This is a genomic window from Acidovorax sp., assembly GCF_034519795.1.
In the GTDB taxonomy this organism is placed as follows: Bacteria; Pseudomonadota; Gammaproteobacteria; order Burkholderiales; family Burkholderiaceae_C; genus Acidovorax.
Window position 1 is genome coordinate 48,932 of record NZ_JAXHOB010000020.1, and the last position, 17,778, is coordinate 66,709.

General features: G+C 66.5%; 14 protein-coding genes. 6 read left to right on the forward strand and 8 right to left on the reverse strand.

Annotation, left to right across the window (positions count from 1 at the left end; translation table 11 throughout):
• Positions 1-53: 53 nt before the first annotated feature.
• Positions 54-1,505, forward strand: coding sequence for an aldehyde dehydrogenase (locus U5N23_RS21515; protein WP_179684053.1), 1,452 nt, complete (start codon positions 54-56; stop codon positions 1,503-1,505).
• A 991-nt stretch (positions 1,506-2,496) separates the two neighbouring features.
• Here U5N23_RS21515 and U5N23_RS21520 read toward each other — a convergent pair.
• From U5N23_RS21520 to tsaD, 5 genes are all read right to left on the reverse strand, one after another.
• Complete coding sequence (locus U5N23_RS21520; RefSeq protein ID WP_322594779.1) at positions 2,497-3,387, reverse strand: bluetail domain-containing putative surface protein; 891 nt, start codon at positions 3,385-3,387, stop codon at positions 2,497-2,499.
• Positions 3,333-4,157, reverse strand: a complete 825-nt coding sequence (locus U5N23_RS21525) for a hypothetical protein (protein WP_322594780.1) — start codon at positions 4,155-4,157, stop codon at positions 3,333-3,335. Before U5N23_RS21525 ends, U5N23_RS21520 begins: the two co-directional genes overlap by 55 nt.
• 60 nt (positions 4,158-4,217) lie before the next feature.
• Positions 4,218-5,873, reverse strand: a complete 1,656-nt coding sequence (locus tag U5N23_RS21530; RefSeq protein ID WP_322594781.1) for a bluetail domain-containing putative surface protein — start codon at positions 5,871-5,873, stop codon at positions 4,218-4,220.
• Positions 5,874-5,930: 57 nt separating this feature from the next.
• The gene (locus U5N23_RS21535; RefSeq protein WP_322594782.1) at positions 5,931-7,448 is read right to left on the reverse strand and encodes a bluetail domain-containing putative surface protein; all 1,518 of its coding nucleotides are present in this window, start codon (positions 7,446-7,448) and stop codon (positions 5,931-5,933) included.
• Positions 7,449-7,687: 239 nt separating this feature from the next.
• On the reverse strand, positions 7,688-8,737 hold the full coding sequence (gene tsaD, locus U5N23_RS21540) for a tRNA (adenosine(37)-N6)-threonylcarbamoyltransferase complex transferase subunit TsaD (RefSeq protein WP_322594783.1): 1,050 nt from the start codon (positions 8,735-8,737) through the stop codon (positions 7,688-7,690).
• Positions 8,738-8,830: 93 nt separating this feature from the next.
• On the opposite strand from tsaD, the gene U5N23_RS21545 reads away from it, so the two are divergent.
• Positions 8,831-10,165, forward strand: coding sequence for a hypothetical protein (locus U5N23_RS21545; RefSeq protein WP_322594784.1), 1,335 nt, complete (start codon positions 8,831-8,833; stop codon positions 10,163-10,165).
• 10 nt (positions 10,166-10,175) lie between these two features.
• Here the strand turns inward: U5N23_RS21545 and U5N23_RS21550 are convergent, their stop codons facing one another.
• From U5N23_RS21550 to U5N23_RS21560, 3 genes are all read right to left on the reverse strand, one after another.
• On the reverse strand, positions 10,176-11,291 hold the full coding sequence (locus U5N23_RS21550; protein WP_322594785.1) for a hypothetical protein: 1,116 nt from the start codon (positions 11,289-11,291) through the stop codon (positions 10,176-10,178).
• A gap of 279 nt (positions 11,292-11,570) precedes the next feature.
• A complete protein-coding gene (cysC, locus tag U5N23_RS21555; RefSeq protein ID WP_322594786.1) occupies positions 11,571-12,092 on the reverse strand; it encodes an adenylyl-sulfate kinase in 522 nt (173 codons plus the stop codon).
• A gap of 107 nt (positions 12,093-12,199) precedes the next feature.
• A complete protein-coding gene (locus U5N23_RS21560) occupies positions 12,200-13,360 on the reverse strand; it encodes a branched-chain amino acid ABC transporter substrate-binding protein (RefSeq protein WP_322594787.1) in 1,161 nt (386 codons plus the stop codon).
• 206 nt (positions 13,361-13,566) lie between these two features.
• On the opposite strand from U5N23_RS21560, the gene U5N23_RS21565 reads away from it, so the two are divergent.
• From U5N23_RS21565 to U5N23_RS21580, 4 genes are all read left to right on the forward strand, one after another.
• Positions 13,567-14,193: an ANTAR domain-containing response regulator gene (locus U5N23_RS21565; RefSeq protein ID WP_322594788.1), complete on the forward strand. Its 627-nt coding sequence runs from the start codon at positions 13,567-13,569 to the stop codon at positions 14,191-14,193.
• 457 nt (positions 14,194-14,650) lie between these two features.
• The gene (locus U5N23_RS21570; RefSeq protein ID WP_322594789.1) at positions 14,651-15,895 is read left to right on the forward strand and encodes a CmpA/NrtA family ABC transporter substrate-binding protein; all 1,245 of its coding nucleotides are present in this window, start codon (positions 14,651-14,653) and stop codon (positions 15,893-15,895) included.
• Positions 15,896-15,954: 59 nt separating this feature from the next.
• Positions 15,955-16,899 (forward strand): nitrate ABC transporter permease, encoded by a 945-nt coding sequence (ntrB, locus tag U5N23_RS21575; RefSeq protein WP_322594790.1) that lies wholly within the window; start codon positions 15,955-15,957, stop codon positions 16,897-16,899.
• Positions 16,896-17,726: an ABC transporter ATP-binding protein gene (locus U5N23_RS21580; RefSeq protein WP_322594791.1), complete on the forward strand. Its 831-nt coding sequence runs from the start codon at positions 16,896-16,898 to the stop codon at positions 17,724-17,726. The genes ntrB and U5N23_RS21580 overlap by 4 nt, the downstream gene beginning before the upstream one ends.
• Positions 17,727-17,778: the final 52 nt, after the last annotated feature.

The window sequence follows — 17,778 nt, forward strand, 5'->3', positions numbered from 1 at the left end:
CTTTTTCACTCTTTCTTATCCGACTTTCTTTCCTTGTCGTTCAGGAGATATCCATGACTGCCATTTCCATGCTGATCAACGGCGAGCGCGTGCAGGCCGCCGGCGGCGCCACCTTCGAGCGCCGCAACCCGCTCGACGGCTCCGTGGCCACCACCGCGCCCGCCGCTACCGTGGCCGATGCCAAGGCCGCCGCAGACGCAGCTGCCAAGGCCTTCCCCGCCTGGTCCGCGCTGGGGCCCAACGCGCGCCGCGCGCTGCTGCTCAAGGCCGCGCATGCGCTCGAAGCCAAGGGCGAGGCATTCGCCGCCGCCATGGCCGCAGAGACCGGCGCCTCGGGCCTGTGGGCCGGCTTCAACGTGCACCTGGCGGCCGGCCTGCTGCAGGAGGCGGCGGCCCTGACCACACAGATCGCGGGCGAGGTGATCCCGTCCGACGTGCCCGGCAGCCTGGCCATGGGCGTGCGCCAGGCCGCAGGCGTGGTGCTGGGCATCGCGCCGTGGAATGCGCCCATCATCCTCGGCGTGCGCGCCATCGCCACGCCGCTGGCCTGCGGCAACACCGTGATCTTGAAGGGCTCGGAGCTGAGCCCCGCCACGCACGGCCTGATCATCGAAGCGCTGCAGGAGGCCGGCCTGCCCCCGGGCGTGGTGAACTTCGTGACCAATGCACCGGCCGACGCGGGTGCGGTCGTCGAGGCCATCGTGGCCCACCCGGCCGTGCGCCGCGTGAACTTCACGGGCTCCACCAAGGTCGGGCGCATCGTCGCGCAGACCTGCGCCAAGTACCTCAAGCCCACGGTGCTGGAGCTCGGCGGCAAGGCGCCGCTGGTGGTGCTGGACGACGCGGACGTGGACGCTGCGGTGGACGCCGCCGTGTTCGGCTCTTTCGCCAACTCGGGCCAGATCTGCATGTCCACCGAGCGCATCGTGGTGGATGCCTCCATCGCCAACGACTTCGTTGCCCGCTTCGCGGCGCGCGCCCAGGCCCTGCCGCTGGGCGACCCGCGCAAGGGCCCGGTGGTGCTCGGCTCGGTGGTGGACATGGCCACCGTGCAGCGCTGCAACGCCCTGATCGACGACGCCCTGGCCAAGGGCGCCAAGCTGGTGTGCGGCGGCAAGAGCGAGAACACGCTGATGGCCGCCACCATCATCGACCACGTGACGCCCGAGATGGACATCTACCGCGAGGAATCCTTCGGCCCGCTCAAGCCCATCGTGCGCGTGAACGGCGTGGAGGAAGCGATTGCCTGCGCCAACGACAACGAGTTCGGCCTGTCCGCCGCCGTGTTCGGCCGCGACATTGCACGCGCCTGGAACGTGGCTGCGCGCATCGAATCGGGCATCTGCCATGTCAACGGGCCTACCGTGCATGACGAGGGGCAGATGCCGTTTGGCGGGGTGAAAAATTCGGGGTGGGGGCGGTTTGGGGGGATGGCGGGGGTGCGGGAGTTTACGGAGCTGCGGTGGATTACGGTGCAGACTACGGCGCGGCACTATCCGTTCTGAGCCTTCTACATGGGTGCGGCGTGCCTGTGTTAAGGGCGGGAGCCGGGATGTGCGCCCGGCGGCGCACCTACCTTCTTTTGCGTCGCCAAAAGAAGGTAGGCCAAGAAAAGGCGACCCCGCTGCCCGTGTCCCCCATCGCCCTGTCGGGCGCTGGGGGCAGCCTGCGATGCTCGGTCCTGGGGTGACGCCGAAGAACTCCCTGCGCTGCCTCTGCGAGGCAGCTGCGGTCAAACAGCTTCGGCGAGCCAGATGACGAGGCGCGTGTCCTTCGGCACGCGCTCACCCCAGGCCCTGCGCTTCTCGGCACGGTCAGAAGGGGGTGGGAGCGGGCTCCACTCGGGCCATTGCTTCGCTCGGCCTGGGCGGGGCGATCGCGCTCAGCGCGTCGGCAGCGCGCACCGCGCGCGTCCCCGACCCCAGGCGCAGCTGCGAAGGCAGCAGCCGTGCGGTACCCGCCCTCACCCCTGCTGGCTGCGCCGAGAAGCGCAGGGGCTGGGGTGGGTGCGTGTGCCGAAGGACACACGCACTTCGTGCTCTAGCTTGCCGATGCTGTCTGAGCGGAGTTCGAAGAACGCAGCGAGTTCATCGGCACCACCCCAGTTCCGAGCATCGCAGGTTGCCCCCATCGCCCGGCAGGGCGATGGGGGACGCAGACTGGGGGCCGCCTTCTCTTTGGTGACTTTCTCTTGGCGGCCCAAGAGAAAGTTACTGCGCCGCCGGGCGCACATCCCGGCTCCCGCCCTCAACCAAGGCAAGCAGCAACCACAGACAACAAACCGGCAACACGCTATCCCCCACCGCCAGCAAGCCCCCCTACCAAGCTGACACCCATGAAATCGCTGCTCCCGGCGGGAAAGGCAACCAAAGCATCGGGATCGCTGGAATAGCGTGCGAATCCACCAGCTCCCTGTTCCACGCCACGGCGGCAGCATGGAACACCGTCATCACAAGGGAAGATCGCGCAAGACCCAGGGCCAGACAACCGCCCTCCTCAGGCCACGGCCCACGAAGCATCGGCCAGCGCCACCACACCGCTGAGCTTGATGAGGCTGTCATTGGCGCCCAGGGCAGTGGCAGCATCGTTGACCAGGATGTAGGTGTCGGCACCGTACCGGAAGGCGACGGCCTTGTGGGCCCCGGCCGTGGTGGCGGCCAGGGCCGCTGCATCCAGCAAGGATGCCGATGCCGCGATGCTGGCCAGTTGCGCTTCACCGAGGGCCGCCTTGACCGTGGTTCCGGCAGCGGTCAGACGGACCGTGTTGACGCCGTTCTCGAAGTCGGTCACCCAGATGGCCGACCAGCCGAGCGCCTGTGAGGTGCTGGTGTCCAGGTCCCGCGCTGCGGCGCCCGCAAGCCCACCGATGTGGAGCGTGTCGGCGCCACGGCCCAGGGTCACGATGTGCGCATTGCTGGCACCGATGGTGACCACATCATCGCCATCACCCGAATTGAAGACCAATCGCGCGCCAGAGGCATCGTCGATGATCAAGGTGTCGCCTGCCGTACCGCCCATGATCCCCACAGTACCGGTGCCGGTGGTGGCAAACCCCAGGTTCAGGGCGCCCGAGAGGGCCGACGCATCGATCGTGCCGATGTGTTCCCCTGTCACCGTGGTGGTGAGACCCTGGCCACCACGGATCACAATCAGTTGGGCGGCATCGGCAGCGATCCGGGCATGGTTCACCGTGGTGGACGCCACGGTGCCCGCCTTGCTGTCGATGGTCAGGGTCTCGATGGCGTTCACGGTGATGGCATCGGCTCCTGCGGCATCGGCCAGCACGATGCTGGCGGAGTCGAAGGCACCGGATGCCCCCGCGAAACCGATGTTCAGTGCGCCGCCGGCAAGGGAGTTCTGGATGCCCACCTTGGTCGCCAAGTGCACGCCAGTGAAGGTCGCGGAGCCCGCTGCAGCCTCCCGCCACAGCTGCTGGATGCCGGTGGATCGGTCGGCGCTGAAATGGGATGCATCCCCCGCGTGATGAAGACGTTCTCAACATTCTTCAGTATGGGAACAACCGATTCTCCGCCGCCCAGCAAGGCTTTCAGCGCATCGGCATTTGTCCAGTCCGAGCCCGAGCCTCCGCCATTGACCACATCGAACGATCCCAGCATGCCTGGTGTGGCGGCGAGGAAAACGTCGCCATAGATGGTACCTTCCAACGCATCTTCTCCGTTCGTCAGTGACAGGGTGACACCCGTACCCACCGACCATCCAGGTGACTGCGTGAGGCCCTGGTTGGCCGGGTTGCTGGTGTAGGCGTGCGAAGTGTCCACCTCCAGGTTCCACATGGCCGCAGCCGCCCCGTAGATGGCAAGGTCACCCGTGGCGCCCTCCAGCCACGACAGGATCTGCCCCAGCTGAAGTGCAACGATGCCCACATTGGCCTTGCCTACGGAGACCAGGTAGTCCGTCAACACCGTTTGCAGGCCTGCATTGGGCAGCAGGCCCATATTCCTCAGGAGCAGGGTGGACAACTGCGTTTCGGTCATGCCCGTGTAGCCCTCGCCATACAGCAGCGCGAAGTGGGTAATTCCATACGAACCGGCGGCCGTAACCATGTTGGTGTAGGCGGCGTAGGAGTGCGATGTATCATTGAACGCCCGGCTCAGCATCGTGATGCCTGCGGGGACGCCCGAAACTTGTAGCGGCATATCAACCTCTCGGTTCAGAAAATGGGCGAACGGCAGGGCAGGAAGCGCTCCAGGCGCGCATCAGGCCACCGTCCACGAGGCATCGGCAAGCGTTGTGACACCACTGAGCTTGACGAGGCTGTCATTGGCACCCAGTGTCGCGGCGCCATCGTTCACCAGGATGTAGGTGTCGGCACCGTACCGGAAGGCGACGGCCTTGTGAGCCCCGGCCGTGGTGGCAGCCAGGGCCGCTGCATCCAGCAAGGATGCCGATGCCGCGATGCTGGCCAGTTGCGCTTCACCGAGGGCCGCCTTGACCGTGGTGCCGGCAGCGGTCAAACGGAGCGTGTCGACACCGTTCTCGAAGTCGGTCACCCAGATGGCCGACCAGCCGAGCGCCTGTGAGGTGCTGGTGTCCATATCCCGGGCTGCGGCGCCCGCCAGCCCGCCGATGTGGAGCGTGTCGGCACCGCTGCCCAGGGTGAAAATGTGAGCGTTGTATGCGCCGATGGTGACCGTGTCGGCCCCATCGCCAGCGACGAGGACCAACCTTGCGCCGGAGGCATCGTCGATGCGAATCTGGTCACCCGACCGGCCCCCGAAAAACCCCACAAAGCCGGTGCCAGAGGTGGAGAAGGCCAGCTCCAGTGAGCCCGCGAGCCCGGAAGCGTCGATCGTGGCGAGGTGGGTGCCGGTCACGGTGGTCTTCAGCCCCTGACTTCCGGTGATCACGATCTCCTCGGCCGAGTCTGCGGTGATGTTGGCCTGGTTCACGGTGGTGGATGCCACGGTGCCTGCCTCGCTCGTGACATCGAGATATTCGACGCCGGTCACGATGACCTCATCGGCCCCGGTGGCATCGGCCAGCAGGATGTTGGCGGAGTCGAACGCACCGCCCACCTCGGCGAAACCCACGCTCAGCGGTCCGCCTGCAAGGGAGTCCTTGATGCCCACCGTCGTCGCGAGGTTCACACCATCGAATGCCAAGGAGCCAGCGGCGGCTTCTCTCCACAATTGGAAGATGCCCGTGGAGCGCCCAGCATAGAACTCGGCCCCGCCTGTGGCTGCGATGAAAACCTTGTCGATGTCTCGCAGCACTGGGGCAACCATTGCGCCCGCCGCCAGCGCAGCCTTCAACACATCCCCCGTCCGACCGCGACCGCCACCACCAATGACGTCAGTTGATCCCAACTGCCCAGGACGGTCTGCCAGAAAGAGATCGCCATGCCCGGTGCCTGGCAGAAAGTCTTCGCCGTCCGTTAATGGCAGCGTGACACCGATAGTCACTGGAAAAGAAGGCTCCGGGCTCGACGGGACCGTATTCGACGGAATGCTGGATTTGTAGTGCGACTTGGCCACCTCCCTGTTCCATCGGGCCGCTGCTGCTCCGTAGAGGGCCTGATCGCCCGTGGCGCTCTCCAGCCCCGAGAGGATCTGCCCCAGCTGCAGCGCGACGATGCCCACGTTGGCCTTGCCTACGGACACAAGATAGTCCTTCAACGCCGTTTGCAGGCCGGCATTGGGCTGCAGGCCGAGATTTCCAAGGAGCAGGGCGGACAACCGGGCTTCGTCAAGATTCGTGTATCCCGCGCCATACCGCAGAGCGAAGGGGAGAGCGCCACTCGAATCGGCAGCCGCCACCTGATTCATATAGGTGGCATTGGAAGGCGATGTGTCATTGAACACGCGGTTCAGCATGGTGACGTCTGCGTAGGCACCAGAAACTTGTGCGGGCATCTTGGGTTCCGTGTTGAACTGAAGAAGGGAGGGCATGCGGGATGCGCTACTGGCGCTTCAGACAACAGTCCACGAGGCATCGGACAGCGCGGTCACGCCGGCCAGCTTGACCAGGCTGTCGTTTTCCCCCAGTGCAGCGGCGCCGTCGTTCACCAGGATGTAGGTGTCGACACCGTAGCGGAAGGCGATGGCCTTGTTGGCGCCTCCCGTAGTCGCAGCCAAGGTCGCGGCGGCCAGCAGCGAGGACGCCGCCGAGATGCTGGCCAGCTCGCCGCTGCCCAGCGTGGCCTTGGTGGTCGGGTTGGCGCTGACCAGCTTGAGCACATCGGTACCGCTCATGAAGCCGCTCAGCCGGATGGCTGAAGCGGCCAGCGTGGCTTCCGTGCTGAGGTCCATGTTCTGGGCCGCCATGCCTGCCATGCCAGTGATGAGCACGGTGTCGGCCCCATCCCCCAGGGCAACAGCGTGTGCCACCAAGGCATTGAGTGCAATGGAAATCCCTGCGGTACCGTCCAGCGTCAGATCCAGGCCAGCCCTGAGGCCCGATGCGTCGATCACGGACAGCTTGGCGGCTGCCACGGTGGTGGTCAGGGCCTGACCGCCAGAGAAGGTGATCCTTTCCGCCTGGGCGGCAGTGATCCGGGCCTGGTTGGTGCTGGTCCCCGCCAACAGGCCCGCGGTGCTGAGAACGTTCAGGGTTTCGATATCCGCCACGATGATTTCGTCGTTGCCCGTGGCGTCGGCAAACACCAGGCTCGCCGAGTCGGCCGCCCCCGAAGCGTTCGCAAACTTCACGCTCAGGGCGCCGCCTGCGCCGGAGTTCTGTATGCCGATGGTGGTGGCCAGGTTCACATCCGAGAACGTGGCAGGGCCTGCGGCTGCATCGACCCGCAGGTCGATCAGACCGATCGCGCCAGAGGCGCTGAATTCGGCCCCTGCCCCCGCCTTGATGAATGCGTTGTCGACGCTGGTCAGGGTGGGCGACACCACCATTGCAGCCGCCAGGGTCGCCCTCAGGGTATCTGTGCCGCGCCCGCCATCGACCACGTCGGCGCTGGACAGCATGCCCGCCGTGCTGGCCAGGATGGTGTCGTTATGGTCGCTGGTCTGTGCAGCGGATACGGTGTCATCGCCGGAAGTGAGCAAAACAGTCAGCCCCGGCATGCCGATAGGGCCGACCGGCGAGGGCTCGATGTTGGCGGGGTTCGTGGAGTAGTTGTACGAGGCCACCAGCTCGTTGTTCCACGCCACGGCGGCCGCGCTGTAGATGGCCTGGTCGCCGGTTGCATTCTCCAGGTCCGAGAGGATCTGCCCCAATTGCAGTGCGACGATACCGACGTTGGCCTTGCCCACGGCAACCAGGTAGTCCTTGACCGCCGTTTGCAGCCCCGCATTGGGCAGCACGCCCATATTGCCCAGGATCTTGGTGGAGAGCTCGTCCTCCTTCAGGCTGGCAAAGCGGGCACCGAACTGGAATGCAAAAGCCGCGTTGCTTTCAGGGGTCGTGCCGGCATCAGCCTCCTGGCTAAGGAACGACGCATTCGAAGGAGATTGGTTGTTGAATGCACGGTGCAAGATCAGGACCGTGTAATTTATGGGCCAAATGGAAGTCTTGGGCATCGCATACTCCAGCACAATGGAAGATGCGCAAAGCGTAGTGGCATGCCCGACCACCCAGTGTGTCAGCCGTCACATGAAAACATTTTGAAACGCAGGGTGGAACCGTACTCGCGCCTTTGGGACGGCATGCAGCGCCCCCTCGGAAACGCATCGTTGCCGAGGGGCCGCCAGGCAGGCATTCGCCGGACAGCCCTTCAGGCTGCGGCTGTGATCAAGTCCAGCGGCCAGCGCGGCTTCACGTCAAACGCGTACTCGGCCGAGGCCTGCTGCTGCCCCGATTCGAGGCGCATGGCAGCCGCCATCGCGATCATGGCGCCGTTGTCGGTGCACAGGTGCAGCTCGGGGTAGTGCACGCGCACCTTGTTTTTGGCGCAGGCTTCGTTGAGCTGCTTGCGCAGGTGGCGGTTGGCGCCCACGCCGCCGGCCACCACCACGCGCTTCAAGCCCGTCTGTTTCAGAGCGGCCAGGGTCTTTTTCACCAGCACCTCGACGATGGCGGCCTCGGTGCTGGCGGCCAGGTCGGCCTTGCGGGGTTCGAGTTCGTCGCCGAGCTTCTTCGCCTGGGTGAGCACGGCGGTCTTGAGGCCTGCGAACGAGAAATCGAGGTCGCCGCTGTGCAGCAGCGGGCGCGGCAGTTTGAAGGCCGCAGGATCGCCCTGCTCGGCCAGGCGCGACAGCGCGGGGCCGCCGGGGTAGCCCAGGCCCATGAGCTTGGCCGACTTGTCGAAGGCCTCGCCAGCCGCGTCGTCGATGGTTTCGCCCAGGATCTCGTAGCGGCCCACGCCGTCCACGCGCATGAGCTGGGTGTGGCCGCCGGACACCAGCAGTGCGACGAAAGGGAATTCGGGTGGGTCGGCGCTCAGGAAGGGCGAGAGCAGGTGTCCCTCAAGATGGTGCACGCCCAGCACGGGCTTGCCCAGTGCTGCGCCCAGGGCACAGGCCACGCCTGCGCCCACCAGCAGCGCACCGGCCAGGCCCGGGCCGCGGGTGTAGGCCACCACGTCCACATCGGCCAGGCTCTTGCCGGACTCGGCCAGCACCTGGCTGGCGAGGGGCAGCACACGGCGGATGTGGTCGCGGCTGGCCAGCTCGGGCACCACGCCGCCATAGGCCTGGTGCATTTCGATCTGGCTGTGCAGGGCGTGGGAAAGCAGTGCGGGCACCTGGCCTGCCACGCGCGTTTCCACCAGGGCCACGCCGGTTTCATCGCAGGAAGACTCAATGCCCAGTATCAACAACGTCATGGCCCCGAGTGTAGAGGGCCGGCGCCCCCCGCGAGGCGCGACAATCGGACAACCCCACGCCGTGCACGCCCCACATCTGCATTCCAGCCCTCCATGGCCGACACCCTCCACTTCCACGCCCCCCAGGCGGCGCAGATGCTGCTCCTGGCCCAGCAGGTGCGCGCCTGGGAGCGCGTGGCACCTGCTGAGTACCAGGCGCTGCAGCAGCGCCAGCTGCAGACGCTGATGCGCCACGCGCACCAGCATTCGCCCTTCTGGCGCCAGCGCCTGGAGGCGGCCGGCTGGCCCGCCGAGACCTCACCCGGGGCGGTGCTCGAACGCCTGCCGCTGCTCACCCGCGCGGACCTGCAAACGCACTTTGTCGATGTGCGCGCGCGCTGGCCCGGCCTGGAGGAGGCCGGCATCGCCACGTCCGTCACCTCGGGCTCCACCGGTGAACCCGTGCGCGTGGAAAAAGTCGCGGCGATGTACTCGCCGCTGTATGCCGCGATCTCGTGGATGGAGGCCCAGTGGCACCAGCGCGATGCGGCGCGCAAGATCGCCGTGCTGGGCACCGGCATCACCGATGGGGTGCGCGACAGCTGGGGCGACATGTACACCGCCCTGGGCCTGCGCGGCCCGTGCGTGGTGCGCAACATCACGCAGCACGGCATGGATTCGCACCTGGACTGGCTGCTGGAGCACCGGCCCGACTACCTCAAATGCAGCCCGTTGGCTGCCGCCGAGCTGGCGCGCCTGGCGCTGGCACGCGGCGTGCAGTTGCCCATCCGGCAGGTGATCTCGCAGTCCGAGCGGGTCACGCCCGGCCAGCGCGCGCTGTGCCTGCAGGCCTTTGGCGCCAGGATCATCGACCGCTACTCGTGTGAGGAAACCGGCTGGATCGCGCTGCAGTGCCCCGAGCACGACCACCTGCACCTGCTGGGCGCCACCACGCTGATGGAGATCGTGGATGGTGAAGGCCGGCCCTGCCCCGTGGGCGTGCCGGGCCGGGTGCTGGTGACCAGCCTGCACAGCTTTGCCATGCCCATCATCCGCTACGAGCTGGGCGACATCGCCGAGTGGGGTGGGCCGTGCAGCTGCGGCATGGCCCTGCCCGTGATCGCGCGCATGGGGGGCCGCACGCGGCACCAGGTGCAGACCGGCCAGGGCCTGTTGCCCATGCCCTTTCTTGGCGATGAGCTGGGCCGCATCGAACCCATCCGCGCCTTCCGCATGCGCCAGTATGCGGATGGCACGCTGCAGCTGCAGATCGAGGCGCCGCGCGTGCTCACGGCCCACGAGCACGCCGCCGTGCGCGCGGTGTTCGCCGCCAATGGCCTGGCCGACCTGCCCTTGCGCGTGGAGCACCTGGCCCGCATCGACTGGCCTGTGGGGCGCAAGCGCGAGGAGTTCGAGCGCGTGGACCGCGCTTTCGAACCGGCCCCTTAGCCCAAGGGGCTCACTGCTGCGGCCAGACCTTGCCCTGGTTCACAAAGGCGCCGCTGCCAGCACGGTAGCCGAAGTAGACCTCGGCATTCGCTGCCCGCATCTCCGCTTCGGTGAAGTCCAGCGACGGCTTGAACTGCAGCGTGGCGGCGTTGGTCACCTGGCTCGCGAAGGCAATGCCCTCGGCGTCTGCCGGCACCTGGCTGGTCCAGCTGCCATCAGCCTTGCGGAAGAACCACAGGTCCGGGGCAGAACCCTCGGCCGGGATGCGCGCCGCCACCCAGGCGCTGATCTTCGGATTGGCAGCCACATCGGCTGCCGTCTGCGCCAGGGTGATGCCCAGTTGCAGCGGCTGACCGGCGGTGGACAGCACCGCAGTGGAAACCGTTGCAGTCGCCACCGTGGCGGCCGCCGCCTGCTGATCGGCGGAGCTGACGGTGCCCACGGCCGGGCTCGGGCCCTCCACTGGATCGGGGTAGGTCGTGGCGGTCCAGCTGATCGCTGTGTACCCGGCAGCGTACCTGGCCATGTCCACGTCGATGGCGCCCTGCACGTCGTACAGCGGGCTCCCGTTGATCTGGCGGATGTAGAGCCAATTGCCCTGGCTGGTGCTGCCCTTGCTGGCGTCGAGTTGGCCGCCCACGAAGCGCACCGTGCCACCGCCATCGTGCACCACGAAGTGGTCGGCAGCGGGCTCGTTGACCAGCCGCGAGAACGTGGTGTCGATGTGCTCGGTGGCCTGGACGTTGGCGTACTCGGCAGCGCTCAGGGCCCCCTCACGCACCGGTGCCGAGCCGTAGCGCAGGGCAAAGGCGGATTCGGTGCGCTGGGGCGCATAGCCCGAGAACATGAACGAACGGGTGCCCGCGGGGATGTAGATCTTGAATTCCTTGTACTGCAGCTGGTAGCCCGTGAACTCGGGCAAGGCCAGCGAGCCACCGCCCGGGAATGCACAGCCCCCCGTGGCGTAGCCAATGGCGCAGCCCGTGACGCCTTCAGGCGCGTACTGTTGCTGGAAGCCGACCTTGGTATTGAAGGTGTAGTCGTAGGTGCCGGTGGCAGGGGGCAGCGCGATGCGCAGCGGCGACTGGTGAAGCGAAACGAAATTGGCAGCTTGGGCCAGAGACACCACCGCAGAAAGACACAAGGCAACCAGAAACCGCATCGACACCACTCCAGACAACACCCAATAGCCAGCAAAAAAGCGCCCCTCGGGCGCCCACCCATTCAGTTATATAAAATAACTTTCAGCCACCAAGACCGCGTAGGACATGCCGCACACGAAGACGCAGCCCTGTCCCACCACACGCACGTGGCGAGGCTCTGAGGGGCAATGCCCAGCGAAGTTCCTGTAAAGATTCGTACCGCAGGCAGGGCCCGGGCCGGGCGAGCGGCTCAACGCTGTGGGTCAGCGCAGCGCCGCGCGCGCGTTCAGCAGTTGCTGCACCATGGCCACCACCGGGGTGGTCTGGGTGTCGTATTGCGACTCGGGGGCGAGCGGCGCCTCATAGGCACTGTCCCAACCGGTGAGCCCCGTGATCTGCCCCGCCCTGGCGCGCGCGTACAGGCCCTTGGGATCGCGCCGGGCGCACTCCTGCACCGAGGTGCTCAGGTGGATCTCATGGAACTCCCCGGGTGCGAACAGGGCGCGCACCCGCTGGCGGTCGGCCTCGAAGGGGGAAACAAAGGCGCACACCACGGTCAGGCCGTTGTGGACCATGAGGCGCGCCACCTCGCCTGCGCGCCGGATGTTCTCGGCCCGGTCGGCGGCAGACAGCCCCAGGTCGGAGCACAGGCCCTTGCGCAGCTCGTCGCCATCGAGCACGCAGGCCCGGCCGCCGGCCTGGTTGAGGGCCTGGGCCAGCGCGGTGGCCAGGGTGGTCTTGCCTGCGGCGGGCAGGCCGGTGATCCAGTAGACGAGGGGGTTCAAACAGGGCTCCGGGCTGGGTAGGTCAGGAAATGGTTCACCTCCTACTATGCCAGCCACGGCACCGTCCAGCACCCCCAAAAGAGCAGGTGTCTCCCTGGCCTGGGTTCTTACCAGCGGTCCGAGCGCATGCGCAGCTCCCACCCGCCGCCGCGCAGCTCGTACACGCCCACGGCGCCGTAGCGCTGCTCGCCCTTGTCGTCCCAGGTCATGGTGCCGATCACCGGCGCATAGCCGTTGATGGCGTGCATGGCCTTGGTGATGTCCTTGGGTGCAGCGGACTTGGCCTTCTGGATCGCGGCAGACAGCACGTAGGTGCTGTCGTAGCTGTAGTGTCCGCCGTAGGCCGGCGGCTTCTTGAACTCGGCCACGTACTTCTCGAGGAAGGGCTTGCCGGTGGTGAACTCCCTGGCCTCCAGCACCGGAGAGGTGGCGTAGATGCCTTCCACGATGCCGGCACCCTTGGCCATGTCGGTGGTCTTGATGGTGTCGCCACCCAAAAGGCGCACCTTGGTGTGGTCGACCTTCTTGAGCGCCTCCAGCAGGGCGATGGCCTGGAAGTCGTTGAGGGTGGAGACGATCACCTCGACCCGGGCGGCCTTGAGCTCTCCGGCCAGGGCATCGAAGGCGGTGGTCTTGTCGTCGAAGGACTTGCGCACCACGACTTCCTTCTTCTCGGCCTTGAGCTGCTCGGCCGCGCCGTCGGCCAGGCCCTTGCCGTAGGGGGTGCCGTCGTCCAGCGCCGCGTAGCGGCTGGCGCCCAGCTGCGTGGCGGCGAACGAGCCGATGGCGCGTGCCTGCAAGGTGTCGTTGGCCACCATGCGGAAGGTGGTGGAAAAGCCCAGTTGCGTGAACTTGGGGTTGGTGGAGATGGCGATCTGCGGGATGTCCTTGGCGGCGTAGATGGGCGCGGTCTCGATGCTCACCCCCGAGTTCAGGTGGCCGATGACCGCCACCACGCCGGCATCCACCAGTTGCTGGGCGACGGTCTTGCCAGTGGCGGCGTCGGCCTTGTCGTCGACGGAGACCACCTCCAGGGTCACGCGCTTGCCGTCCACGGTATAGCCGCCCTTGTTGAGTTCGGCCACGGCCAGGTTCACCCCGTTGAGCAGGTCCTGCCCCAGGGCGGCCAGGGGGCCGCTCAGGGGCTGGGCCACCCCGATCTTGATGGTGTCGGGCACTTTGCCGCACCCCGCCAACAGGGCGGTGGCGGCCACAGCGGTAAAGGCCAGGCTGGCCGAAAATCGGCGCCGGTCGATGGGCAGGTTCATGCAGGAAGCTCCATATCAGTATGTCAATGTGACCGGATGTATATGCGACGCCGCGAAGAGGCGCTATCGGGTATGCCCTCCCAATACACACTCTATTAGCAAGTTTCAGGCCCCCACAGCCGCCGGGCGCCAAAAACCAGGGTAGACCCCTGTCCGCACCAGTCCGGCGCACCAAGTTGTGGCGTAAATCTTGCTATGCTGACGGCATGAATGAGGCCTTGCGCATTGTGGTGGTCGCCCCCGATCTGGCGGTTGCCGACTCCGACGACGAGCATGCCCTGCTGCAGGCAGAGCGCTCGCGGGCGCTGCGCATCGGCCTGCTGGAAAACAACTTCAACCTGGTGGCCACGCTGCCGGCCGATGTGTTCCTGAGCGAGCGCCTGGCCCAGCTGCAGCCGGACCTCATCATCGTGGACGCCGAAAGCGAGGCACGCGATGCCCTGGAGCATGTGGTGATGGCCACGCGCGACGAGCGCCGCCCCATCGTCATGTTCACCAACGACGAGGACACCTCGCACGTGAAGGCGGCCGTGGCCGCCGGCGTGTCGGCCTACATCGTGGCGGGCCTGGCGCCCCAGCGCATCCGCCCCATCCTGGATGTGGCGATGGCGCGCTTTCAGCACGAGCAGGCGCTGCGCGCCGAGCTGGCCGATGCCAAGACCGAGCTCAAGGACCGCAAGACCATCGACCGCGCCAAGGGCCTGCTGATGGAGCGCCAGGGCCTGACCGAGCAGGCCGCCTATGAAAAGCTGCGCAAGACGGCCATGGACAAGGGCCTCAAGCTGGTCGACGTCGCGCAGCGCATGCTCGACGTGGCCGATCTGCTGGGCTGACCAGGCGAGGCGGCGGCGCTGCATGCGCGCGCTCTGACCCGCGAGTGGCCCGTCGACGGCCCGCCTGCGCAGGCACTGCACCACACTCACCCTCGGCACTCCGGCACCACGTTCCGCGATGGTGCACCGCACAACACCTGTGCAGTCGAACACGGTGCATGGCCTGGGCCATTTTTCGGAGAGCAGGGCTGAATTGCGCATTGCACATCGGTGCAGCGCTATGAAAACGGCAGCAAACTGAAATGCCAAGGGCCTGGCACAGGGCTTGCATTACCTGGACAAGACCAACGAAGGTCTTCGATGAGCGGTACCCACCCAATGGCGGGCAGGTACCACTCGCCACCGGACACAGGCGTCCCACCCGCGCTCGGCGCTGCGTGACTTTCTTTGTGAAGTTGCAGCAGCCCAGGCGCCGGGGGGACGCCTTTTTTGTTTTTCACGCCACCAGGGGAGCCCCATGACCGATCTGCTCAAAACCAGTCTCAACCGCCGCACCGTGCTGCAGGCCGCCACCGTGGGCGCCGTGGGTGTGAGCCCGGCGCTGCGCGCCCTCGTCCACGCACAGGGCTCCGACGCGCCCGAGAAGAAGGAAGTGAAGATCGGTTTCATCCCGCTGACCGATTGCGCCAGCGTGGTGATGGCCTCGGTGCTGGGCTTCGACAAGAAGTACGGCGTGACCATCATCCCCACCAAGGAAGCGAGCTGGGCCGGCGTGCGCGACAAGCTGGTCAACGGCGAACTCGACTTCGCCCACGTGCTGTATGGCCTGGTCTACGGCGTGCACCTGGGCACCGCCGGCCCCAAGAAGGACATGGCCGTGCTGATGAGCCTGAACAACAACGGGCAGGCCATCTCGCTGTCCAAGGCGATCGCGGACAAGGGCGCCGTGGACGGCCCCTCCCTGGCCAAGCTGATGGAAAAGGAAAAGCGCGAGTACACCTTTGCCGGCACCTTCCCCACGGGCACGCACGCGATGTGGATGCATTACTGGCTGGCCGCCGCAGGCATCAACCCGCTGTCGGGCGCCAAGCTGATCACCGTGCCGCCACCGCAGATGGTGGCCAACATGCGCGTGGGCAACATGGATGGGTTCTGCGTGGGCGAGCCCTGGAACCACCGGGCCATCATGGATGGCATCGGCGTGACGGCCAACACCACGCAGGACCTCTGGAAGGACCACCCCGAGAAGGTGCTCGGCACCACTGCCGAGTTCGTGAAGAAGAACCCCAACACCACGCGCGCCGTGATGATGGCGATTCTGGAAGCCAGCCAATGGATCGACGCCAGCCTGTCCAACAAGATGAAGATGGCGGAGACGGTTGCGCAAAAAGCCTACATCAACACCAGCGTGGACGCGATCAATCAGCGCATCCTGGGCCGCTACCAGAACGGCATGGGCAAGACCTGGGACGACCCCAACCACATGAAGTTCTTCAACGATGGTGCGGTGAACTTCCCCTACCTGTCGGACGGCATGTGGTTCCTGACCCAGCACAAGCGCTGGGGCCTGATCAAGAGCCACCCTGACTACCTGGCCGTCGCCAAGCAGATCAACCAGGTGGATCTGTACAGGTCGGTGGCCAGCGCCATGAAGATCAACGTACCCAAGGACCCCATGCGGACCAGCAAGCTCATGGATGGCGTCGTCTGGGACGGCAAGGATCCCGCCAAGTACGCCGACGGATTCAAGATCAAGGCCTGAGAGCCGTCAGCACCAGGCCCCCGTTCGTCCCACGTTCCCACCCGCACAGGAGATCCACCATGGTCAGTGCCGTTTTCCACTCCCCTCCCGCCGCGCTGCCGGCCGAGCCCGGCGCCACGCCTGCACGCCATGCGGCGGGGGGCGTTGCCCCTGCCGAAGTGCGCACGCAGGCCGCAGCCGAACCACCAGCCGCCAAGCGCCCGCCGCGCGACTGGGCGGCGGTGTCGCGCAACTTCTGGATGGCCGTGCTGCCGCCGCTGTGCGGCCTGGGCCTGCTGATCGGGACCTGGTCGCTGGTGTCTGCCGCCACCGGCAAGAGCATCCCGACGCCGCTGGAAACCTGGGCACAGGCGCTGGAGATCTTCAGCAACCCTTTCTACCGCAATGGCCCCAATGACCAGGGCGTGGGCTGGAACGTGCTGATGTCGCTGGAGCGCGTGGCCGTGGGCTTCGGCCTGGCGGCGCTCGTGGGCATCCCGGCGGGCTTCGTGATCGGGCGCTTCAACTTCCTGTCGCGCATGTTCAATCCGCTGATCAGCCTGCTGCGCCCGGTGTCGCCACTGGCCTGGTTGCCCATCGGCCTGCTGGTGTTCAAGGGCGCCAACCCGGCTGCGATCTGGACCATCTTCATCTGCTCCATCTGGCCCATGGTCATCAACACCGCCGTGGGCGTGCAGCGCGTGCCGCAGGACTACATGAACGTGGCCCGTGTGCTCAACCTGTCGGAGTGGAAGATCGCCACCAAGATCCTGTTCCCCGCGGTGCTGCCCTACATGTTGACCGGCGTGCGCCTGGCGGTGGGTACGGCCTGGCTGGTGATCGTGGCCGCCGAGATGCTGACCGGCGGCGTGGGCATCGGCTTCTGGGTCTGGGACGAGTGGAACAACCTGAACGTCAAGAACATCATCATCGCGATCTTCGTGATCGGCATCGTGGGGCTGGCGCTGGAGTTCGCGCTCATCAAACTGGCCACCGCATTCACATTCGAAGAGGTGAAAGCATGAACACCGCCACCACGGCACACGCATCCCACGGCGCCAAGTTCATCGAGGTGCAGGGGGTCGAGCAGACCTTCAAGACCGCCAAGGGCCTGTTCCCTGCCCTGCGGGACATCAACCTCACCATCGCCAAGGGCGAATTCGTGGCCCTGATCGGCCACTCGGGCTGCGGCAAGTCCACGCTGCTGAACCTGATCGCCGGGCTGACCACGCCCACGGCCGGCGCCCTGCTGTGCGCCAACAAGGAAATCAGGGGCCCCGGCCCCGAGCGCGCGGTGGTGTTCCAGAACCACTCGCTGCTGCCCTGGCTGACCTGCTTCGACAACGTCTACCTGGCGGTGGAGCGCGTGTTCAGCGCCCGCGAAAGCAAGGCCGAGCTCAAGGCCCGCACCGATGCGGCGCTGGCCCTGGTGGGCCTGACGCACGCCGGCCAGAAGCGCCCCGGCGAGATATCGGGCGGCATGAAGCAGCGCGTGGGCATTGCCCGCGCCCTGTCGATGGAGCCCCAGGTGCTGTTGATGGACGAGCCCTTCGGCGCTCTGGATGCCCTGACCCGCGCCAAGCTGCAGGACGAGCTGCTGGAGATCGTGGCGCGCACGCACAGCACCGTGGTCATGGTCACGCACGACGTGGACGAGGCCGTGCTGCTGTCCGACAAGATCGTGATGATGACCAACGGCCCGGCCGCCACCATCGGCGAGGTGCTGCGGGTCGACCTGGCCCGCCCGCGCAAGCGCGTGGAGCTGGCCGAGGACCCCCAGTACGTGCACTACCGCAAGGCGGTGATCGACTTCCTCTACACGCGCCAGGGGCACGTGGAAAAGGCGGCCTGAGCGACCGCGCCGGACAGCCGGCGCGGGAGGTGCGCGAAGGCGCTGGCCGAAA